This window comes from Paracoccus sp. 22332, assembly GCF_052045125.1.
Taxonomy (GTDB): Bacteria; Pseudomonadota; Alphaproteobacteria; order Rhodobacterales; family Rhodobacteraceae; genus Paracoccus; species Paracoccus haematequi_A.
Window position 1 is genome coordinate 1 of record NZ_JBQEOI010000077.1, and the last position, 7,865, is coordinate 7,865.

The 7,865-nt window shown below is 65.9% G+C and carries 11 protein-coding genes and 1 pseudogene; 3 read left to right on the forward strand and 9 right to left on the reverse strand.

The annotated features are described in order from the left end of the window. Both ACTJI6_RS23145 and ACTJI6_RS23150 read left to right on the forward strand, forming a co-directional pair. Positions 1–801, forward strand: a pseudogene (locus ACTJI6_RS23145) (IS3 family transposase); the annotation flags it as partial. A 66-nt stretch (positions 802–867) separates the two neighbouring features. Continuing rightward, positions 868–1,044 carry a hypothetical protein gene (locus tag ACTJI6_RS23150; RefSeq protein WP_440804057.1) on the forward strand — a complete coding sequence of 59 codons (177 nt, stop codon included), beginning with the start codon at positions 868–870 and terminating at the stop codon, positions 1,042–1,044. A 5-nt stretch (positions 1,045–1,049) separates the two neighbouring features. Here ACTJI6_RS23150 and ACTJI6_RS23155 read toward each other — a convergent pair whose 3' ends face one another. Together ACTJI6_RS23155 and ACTJI6_RS23160 are read right to left on the reverse strand one after the other, a co-directional pair. Next, entirely contained in the window at positions 1,050–1,223 is a 174-nt protein-coding gene (locus tag ACTJI6_RS23155) for a hypothetical protein (RefSeq protein WP_440804059.1), read from the reverse strand. A 44-nt stretch (positions 1,224–1,267) separates the two neighbouring features. Further along, on the reverse strand, positions 1,268–1,645 hold the full coding sequence (locus ACTJI6_RS23160; RefSeq protein ID WP_440804061.1) for a hypothetical protein: 378 nt from the start codon (positions 1,643–1,645) through the stop codon (positions 1,268–1,270). A 69-nt stretch (positions 1,646–1,714) separates the two neighbouring features. On the opposite strand from ACTJI6_RS23160, the gene ACTJI6_RS23165 reads away from it, so the two are divergent. Beyond that, positions 1,715–1,972: a hypothetical protein gene (locus tag ACTJI6_RS23165; RefSeq protein WP_126155345.1), complete on the forward strand. Its 258-nt coding sequence runs from the start codon at positions 1,715–1,717 to the stop codon at positions 1,970–1,972. Between the two features lie 45 nt (positions 1,973–2,017). On the opposite strand, the gene ACTJI6_RS23170 is transcribed toward ACTJI6_RS23165, so the two are convergent. The 7 genes from ACTJI6_RS23170 to ACTJI6_RS23200 form a co-directional block, all read right to left on the reverse strand. Beyond that, entirely contained in the window at positions 2,018–2,155 is a 138-nt protein-coding gene (locus ACTJI6_RS23170) for an entericidin EcnAB (RefSeq protein ID WP_126155344.1), read from the reverse strand. A gap of 62 nt (positions 2,156–2,217) precedes the next feature. Next, a complete protein-coding gene (gene rbsD, locus ACTJI6_RS23175) occupies positions 2,218–2,601 on the reverse strand; it encodes a D-ribose pyranase (RefSeq protein ID WP_440804065.1) in 384 nt (127 codons plus the stop codon). Positions 2,602–2,605: 4 nt separating this feature from the next. Next, positions 2,606–3,796 (reverse strand): dipeptidase, encoded by a 1,191-nt coding sequence (locus tag ACTJI6_RS23180; RefSeq protein WP_440804068.1) that lies wholly within the window; start codon positions 3,794–3,796, stop codon positions 2,606–2,608. Positions 3,797–3,854: 58 nt separating this feature from the next. Next, on the reverse strand, positions 3,855–5,672 hold the full coding sequence (locus ACTJI6_RS23185; RefSeq protein WP_440804070.1) for a M3 family oligoendopeptidase: 1,818 nt from the start codon (positions 5,670–5,672) through the stop codon (positions 3,855–3,857). Between the two features lie 66 nt (positions 5,673–5,738). Beyond that, on the reverse strand, positions 5,739–6,548 hold the full coding sequence (locus ACTJI6_RS23190; protein ID WP_440804073.1) for a GNAT family N-acetyltransferase: 810 nt from the start codon (positions 6,546–6,548) through the stop codon (positions 5,739–5,741). Further along, positions 6,545–7,285 carry a DUF72 domain-containing protein gene (locus ACTJI6_RS23195; protein ID WP_440804075.1) on the reverse strand — a complete coding sequence of 247 codons (741 nt, stop codon included), beginning with the start codon at positions 7,283–7,285 and terminating at the stop codon, positions 6,545–6,547. Before ACTJI6_RS23195 ends, ACTJI6_RS23190 begins: the two co-directional genes overlap by 4 nt. Before the next feature lie 245 nt (positions 7,286–7,530). Further along, positions 7,531–7,865 (reverse strand): integrase core domain-containing protein (locus ACTJI6_RS23200; protein WP_440799152.1); only part of this gene is annotated, 335 nt, incomplete at its 5' end.

Here is a 7,865-nt window from a genome sequence, read left to right on the forward strand (position 1 = left end):
TCGTTCAGCTCCTCGGTCATACGCGGCCTGCGCCCCGAGATCCTTCGGGTCTTCGAAGAGAACTGGCGGGTCTATGGGGTTCGGAAAGTCTGGCGGCAGCTTGGTCGTGAGGGCTTCGATGTCGCCCGCTGCACAGTCGCAAGATTGATGAATGATATGGGTATTCAAGGTATTATCAGGGGCAAGCCGCATCGGACGACGATCCCGGACAAGAAGGCGCCGTGTCCGCTGGACAAGGTAACCGCCAGTTCCGTGTTCCGGCACCGAATATGCTGTGGGTGTCGGATTTCACCTATGTCGCTTTCGTCATCGACGCCTATGCCCGCAAGATCGTTGGCTGGCGCGTCAGCAACTCGGCGCATACGGGGTTCGTTCTCGATGCCCTGGAACAGGCGGTACATAATCGCCGCCCCGGAAAGGGCATGGGGCTGGTTCACCACAGCGACAGGGGCTCGCAATACCTGTCTATTCGTTCCACTGAACGTTTGGCAGAAGCCGGGATTGAACCCTTGGTGGGCAGCGTCGGCGACAGTTACGACAACGCCTTGGCCGAGACGATCAACCATTACGGGGCTTACGCGGCCCCACTGGGGCCACGCTCCCCTTCATATGTTCAAGGCGGAGGTCATCCACCGCCGCGGCCCATGGCGCAGCTTAGAAGCCGTGGAGTACGCGACGCTCGAATGGGTGGAATGGTTCAACAACCGCCGTCTTCTCGAGCCAATCGGGAACATCCCGCCTTCGGAAGCAGAGGCAAACTTCTACGTAGCTCTGGAAACTGATCCCTGGCCGCAAATCTGATCTCGATCAAGGCGCATTCCCCACAGCCGTGCCATGATTGCCACAGAACCAAGTTCGGAGTTCGCGATGGCCCGTCTTTTCATGCTCCTGTTGTCGATCGTCATGATCTCGCTGGCGGGGATCGGCGTGGTGGCCGTGCTGGCGATGGGGTTCTATGACTGGAAGTCCATCCTGATCGCCGCCGCCATCGGCGCGGCACTTGCCGTGCCCGCGACCTGGCTGGTGGCGCGGCAGCTTGCCTGACGCCGCTATTGGCGGCGGCCCGGAAACCACATCGCGAACCACGCGTCCATCCACGCGCGTTGCCAGTCCTGCAACATCCGGGTCTGGGTCTTGCTGGTTTCGGCCATGATCTGGCCTCGGGCGGTGGCGGCCGCGCTGTTGGCGGCCGACAGCCATGCGCTCATCCAAGGGTTTTTCATCTCGCTCTCCGTTGAAGGCCGGCAGGGGGCGCGGCCGGTTGCCGTCAGTCCTGGAAGGGAACGATCCGCTGGCAGTAATTACCGACCGCCATCGCGACCGGGATCGAGCCGTCGCGCGGCCCGCCACCGAATTGCGACAGGCCCGCCCCCTCGGCCTGTTGCTGGGGATCCAGGGTGAAGACGATCCCCTGACCCGCCCGACGCGGCTTGGGCGAGGCGCGCCACAGCCGCGTCTTGCCCGGCAGGTCCAGAACGCGCTGCGCGAAATCGCCCGCCGCGCACCAATAGTCGGTGTCCCCGCGCCGAACCTCGTGGATGACCGTGATCTCGGCCGGCCCCGTCCGCACCGCCGTCATGCCGTTCTGCGCGGTGAAGGCCGCGGCGGGCAACGGCAGAAGCATCGCAAGGATCGTCAAGCGCATCGCATCCTCCTTCGGAACCGCCGTCGCCGCCTGTTCGTTTCACCGGAACCTGTCTATCGGAGCACGATCATGCATCTTCGACTGTTCCTGATCCATATCTGGGTCGCCTCGATTGCCGGGGCGGTGGTGATCGCGGGTCTGGCGATGGGCTATGTCGGCGTCGCGACCTTCGTCTGGGGGGCGGTTATCGGCCTGGCTCTGGGTATTCCCGCCGCGCTGCTGAACTGGGTCTATCTGCGCCCGAACCGCTCGCAACAGATCGGCTGGACTTGGCCTATCGCCAACCGGATCCGCTCGGCCGCAAGGCAGCATCCGTCGACCCGCTAAGCGCAGCGATCGAAGGCGGCCCCGAAAGGCCGCCTTCGATCCGTTCTACATCGCCTCGGCGCTTTCCTGCTGGATTACCTGGCCTGCGGTCGACACGTCGCGGCCAAGGCCTTGGGCCGTTTGGCATCCGGCCAGAGTCATCATCGCAAGAATGGCGCCAAGGCCAAGAAAGGTCTTCTGCATCCGTCCACACTCCTTTGCATGATCTGCGACCGAACGCGTTGTCTGGCAGTGGGTTCCAGGGCTTAGAACGCCACACCCGACCACAGCGCCACATTGGCATAGGGCGTGAACTCTCCGGTCCGTACGACCGCGCGGGCGCCGCGGGTCAGGGCCTTGAAATCCGAATGCGGAACGATGTCGGCCTTGCCCAAGGCGCGAAAGCGCAGGGCCTGGCCCAGATCCGCCGATGCCTCGGAAGCCCAGGCCGACCGTTCGACCACCAGTTCGGCCAACACCGCGTCCAGCACGTCGAAGAAGCCTGGCACCCCGCGCGTCACGGCCAGATCAATGCAGCGCACCCCCGGCGGGACGGGCAGCCCGGCATCGCCGATCACCAGCAGGTCGCCATGGCCCATCGCGGCGATCAGGCCCGACAGTTCGGAATGCAGCAAGGCGGTGCGCTTCATGGTTCTAGCCTTCGGGCAGGGTTTCGGACAGATAGCGGATCATGTTGCCGCCCATGACCTTGGCGATCTGCGCCTCGGACAGGCCTTGGTCCAGCAGCGCCTGGGTCAGCGCCGCCAGATGCGCCGCGTCGAAGGGCACCCCGACCGAGCCGTCATAGTCCGACCCCAGCGACACATGATCCTCGCCCACCAGGGCGATCGCGGCGACGATGCTTTCCGCGATATGCGCGGGGGTTCCGCCGCAGACCACATCGGACCAGAAGCCGATGCCGATCACGCCGCCCTTGGACGCGATCTGGCGGACCAGTTCGTCGTCCAGGTTGCGGTGGCTGCCGCAATGGCCGCGAATGCCGGTATGGGACAGGACCGGCCGCGCATCCGGGATCGCCAGCACGTCCTGCACCATCAGCGGCGAGGCATGGGCCAGGTCGATCACCATGCCGCGTTCGATCATGCCTTCGACCACCTGCCGTCCGAAATCCGACAGCCCCGCACCGGTGCCGCCTTCGCCATGCAGGCTGCCGCCCAGTTCGTTGTCGAAGAAATGCGTCAGCCCCATCAACCGAAATCCGGCGTCATAGAGCACGTCCAGGTTGCCGATCTCGCCTTCCAGCGGATGCCCGCCCTCTGACCCCAGCACCGCGCCCAGCACCCGCTGCCCGCCCGCCCGCGCGTCCAGAACGGCTTGCAGGTCGGCCCGCGTGCGGATCAGGCGCAGCCGGTCGGGCGCGGCCTCGGCGGCGCGGGCGAGGGCCTCGGCCTGCACAAGCGCGCGCTCGCGCAGGGAAAACCACGACCGGACCGGGCGCAATTGCCCGATGAAAAGCGGCGTGATGTTGTCAGGGGCATCGGTGCTGTTCTGGTCATAGTTCTGGCCGCGCGGGCTTTTCGTGACCGTGGTGAAAACCTGCACCGCGACATTGCCGTCCAGCAGGCGCGGCACGTCGGTATGGCCCCGGTCGGCGCGGTCCAGGATGTCGCGGTCCCACAGCAGCGCGTCGGAATGCCAGTCGCCGATCACCAGCCGATCATGCAAAGCCCGAGCCTCGGCGCTGACGGGCCAGCCGTCGACCGGTATCCGCAGCGGGTTCAGGCCGCGCTCGACATAGCCCGGCGCAAAGACGAGGAAAGCCGCCGCCGCCAGCACGACCAGCACCGCCACCGCTGCAAATATCCGTTTCAGCATCGCCACCATCTTCTGTGCAAAAATATCCGCGGGGGAATCCGCGCAGCGGATGGGGGCGGCAGCCCCCTTAGGCCTCCAGGGCCTCAAGCTCGTCGATGAAGCCCTCGATCATAGCCAGCCCCTTGTCCCAGAATTTCGGGTCCGACGCATCCAGCCCGAAAGGCGCCAGCAGATCCTTGTGATGCTTCGATCCGCCCGCCGCCAGCAGGTCGAAATATTTCGCCTGGAAATCCGGCAGCCCGCCCTCATAGGCCGCATAAAGCGCGTTCACCAGCCCGTCGCCGAAGGCATAGGCATAGACGTAGAAGGGCGAATGCACGAAATGCGGGACATAGGTCCAGAAGGTCTCGTAACCCGGCATGAACTCGAAAATCGGGCCAAGGCTTTCGGCCTGCACCGACATCCACAGCGCGTTGATGTCGTCGGGGGTCAGCTCGCCCTCGGCGCGGGCCGCGTGCAGCTTGCATTCGAAATCATAGAAGGCGATCTGGCGGACGACCGTGTTGATCATGTCCTCGACCTTGCCCGCCAGCAAGGCCTTTTTCTGCGCCGGATCGGTGGTCCTGGCCAGCAACGCGCGGAAGGTCAGCATTTCCCCAAACACGGATGCGGTTTCGGCCAGCGTCAGCGGGGTGGATGCCAGCAGTTCCCCCTGGCCTGCGGCCAGCCGCTGGTGGACGCCGTGGCCCAGTTCGTGCGCCAGGGTCATCACGTCGCGCGGCTTGCCCAGATAGTTCAGCATCACATAGGGATGCACGGTGGTCACCGTCGGATGGGCGAATGCCCCCGGCGCCTTGCCCGGCGTCACGGCGGCGTCGATCCAGCCCTTGTCGAAGAACGGCCGCGCCAGATCCACCAGCCGGGGCGAGAAGCCCGCATAGGCGTCCAGCACCGTTGCCCGTGCCTCGTCCCAGGCCACCACCCGGTCCGAGGCGGTAGGCAGGGGGGCGTTGCGGTCCCAGACCTGCAACCTGTCCAGCCCCAGCCATTTCGCCTTCAGCGCGTAATAGCGATGCGACAGGCGCGGATAGGCGGCGGTGACGGCGTTCTTCAGCGCCTCGACCACCTCGGGTTCGACATGGTTGGCCAGATGGCGGCCGTATTGCGGGGTGGGCATCTTGCGCCACTTGTCCTCGATGGCCTTTTCCTTGGCCAGCGTGTTGTGGATGCGGGCGAACAGCTTGACGTTCCTGCCAAAGACCGCGGCCAGGGCGCGGGCCGCGGCCTCGCGGCGCCCACGATCATGGTCGGTCAGCAGGTTCAGCGTGGCCTCCAGGCCCAGCGTCTCGCCCTCCACGTCGAATTCCAGGGCGGCGGTGGTCTCGTCGAACAGCCGGTTCCAGGCGGCGGCGCCGACGACCGAGGTGTCGTGCAGGAACTGCTCCAGTTCGTCCGACAACTGGTGCGGGCGCATGGCGCGCATCCGGTCGAAGACGGGCTTGTAGCGGGCCGGACCATCGGCGGCGGCGAACACCGCCTCATAGGTCTGGTCCGGGATGCGGTTGAATTCCAGGCTGAAGAAGACCAGCGGCGTGGTGATGTCGGTGATCCGGCCTTGCAGGTCGCCCATCTGCTTGGCGCGCGCCGGGTCCAGCGTGTTCTGGTAATAGCGCAGCCCGACATAGGACATGATCCGCCCTGCGGTGATGTCGATCTTCTGATAGGCCTCGATGCAGGCCAGCATCTCGGGCGCGGTCAGGTCGGCCAGCTTGCCCTGATAGCGGGCGGCGAAATCGCGCGCCTCGGTTTCCAGCAGGGCGATGTCGGCGGTCAGTTCCGCCGAATCCGGTGCCGGATACAGGTCGGTCAGATCCCATTCGGGAAGGTTGCCAAGGTCGCTGCCCGTCACCTGTTCGCGGGCTTCGAAGGTCGGTTGTCCTGCCATCGGGGATCCTTTCGTGCTGGCACCCAGATGTAAACCACCGGGGGCAGGGCGCAAGGCTGCGCGGCCCTACAGCGTCACAAAAGCGGGCGCATGGCGGATGGCGCTGCCCTTGGGCAGGGTGCCGATCATCTGCATCGCCAGCCCGGCATAGGGCGAGGCCAACTCGGCGGGCTTGAAGCCCAGCGGCCCGTAATAGCCCGGCGCGCCGACCACCACGACCGAGGCCGCGTCGGCCCAGGACACGGCCTGATGGACCAGGGCCGCGCCGATGCCCCGGCCCTGCGCCTTGGGCGTGACCGCCACGGGCGCCAGCGCATAGGCCGGTGCCTCGGCCTCCAGCGGCGACAGGGCGGCATGGCCCAGGATCGTGCCCGCCGCCTCGGCCACCAGCGACAGGGACAGGTCGCCGTCCTCGCGCAGCTTGCGCACCAGCCGCGCCTCGTCGTCGCCGCCGAAGGCCGCGCGCAGCAGCGCGTCGATGGCGTCCAGATCGTGCCGGGTCTCTCGGCGGATCGCCGGGATCACGTCGTGGCGGTGAAAGTCGCGGCCGATGTCCGCGCCTTCGCGGCCCCATTCGCTGGCCTCGGTGCGCTGCCCATGGGCGGCGAAGGCGTCGGCATCGACGAACAGTTCCGACAGATGCCAGACCATCGGATCCTCGTCCTGCCACAGGTCGAAATGCAGGCAGCCCGGTTCCTCGCGGCTCAGCCGGATGTGATCGGGCAGCAGCGACAGCGCCGCCATCATCTGCGCGGCGTCCCGGCAGATCAGCCGCCCGGTCAGCCCGAACAGCGGCGTCTTCATCGCCACCGGCGTGCCTAAGGTGTCGTGATGGTGGCGGGGCGAATGATGGTGGCCGCAGGCGCAAGAGGTCATGGATGGTCCTTCAGACGGTCGATCAGCGCCATCGCGGCAGCCGGGTTGCGGGTCTTTTCGCCCGAGATGACGTACAGATACAGGTCGCCGTTCTTGCCCGCCTGCCGCGCCATGTCGGCCCAGCGGTCCAGGTCGGCACCGGCATAGCCGTTCGCGCGGTCGGTCGTGCCCATCAGCCGCCAATAGCCGAAATCGGCTGTGTCGGCGGCAATCTCGGGAAACTTGCTGTCCATGGCGCGGACCAAAGCCACGCCGCGCTCGCGGCACAGGGCGGCGGCTTCGTCGCTGGCAAAGCTGTCATGGCGCGCCTCGACCGCATGGCGCAGGGGAATGCCGTCATGGCTGCTGGGCAACAGCGCCAGGAAAGCCGCGAAATCCTCGCGGTCGAACGTCTTCGTCTCGGCCAGTTGCCAGTTCAGCGGCCCCAGCTTGGCCCCCAGCCGGGTGATCCCCGAATCCAGGAACCGCGCCACGCTCTCGCCCGCCTCGGCCAGAGCCTTGCGGTTGGTGGCAAAGCGCGGCCCCTTCAGCGCGAAGACGAAATCCTCGGGCGTTTCGTCATGCCATTTCTGGAAGCTCTCGGGCTTCTGGCTGCCGTAATAGGTCGCGTTGATCTCGATCGAGGTCAGGCGGCGGCTGGCATATTCCAGTTCCCGCCGCTGCGGCAGGTCGTCGGGATAGAAGGCGCCGCCGCGCCAGGGCGCGAAGGTCCAGCCGCCGATGCCGATGCGGATCATATGCGCCTCCCGGTTCTGCCGCCCCATCCTGCAACAAAAAAGCCGACCCGCAAGGGGGTCGGCCGAAGGATCATTCCCACTCCATTATTTGCAGATCACCTAGGCTCCAGACCCATTGATTTTCATAGCCAGAACAGGACTGGTTGGGGCGAGCGCGATGGCTGAGAAGAACGTCTCTGGGCAGCGGTCTATCGAGTTGCGACACGCCTCCAATCCTTCAGGCGGCCTGACGTTGCCCCCGACTTTTATCCAGCGTGAGCGAGACTCCGGGCTTGAGTTTTGCCCATTCGGGCGAGTTGAGCAACGGGGGCTGGTGCGGAGCCTTGCAGGTTGCGCAGCGCCAAGCCCCGTTGCAGGGCGAAGGTTTGGGCAAACTCGGCTGGGGTCTGCCAGCCGAGACGGGAGTGGTGCCGTTCAGTGTTATAGTCCGTGCGCCAGGCGGCCAGCGTGACGCGGACATGGTGCAGGGACGGGAACAGGGTCTCGTTCAATAGCTCGTCGCGCAGGCGACCGTTGAAGCTCTCGATGAAGGCGTTCTGTGTCGGCTTTCCTGGCGCGATGTAGTGCCAGTCGATCTTGC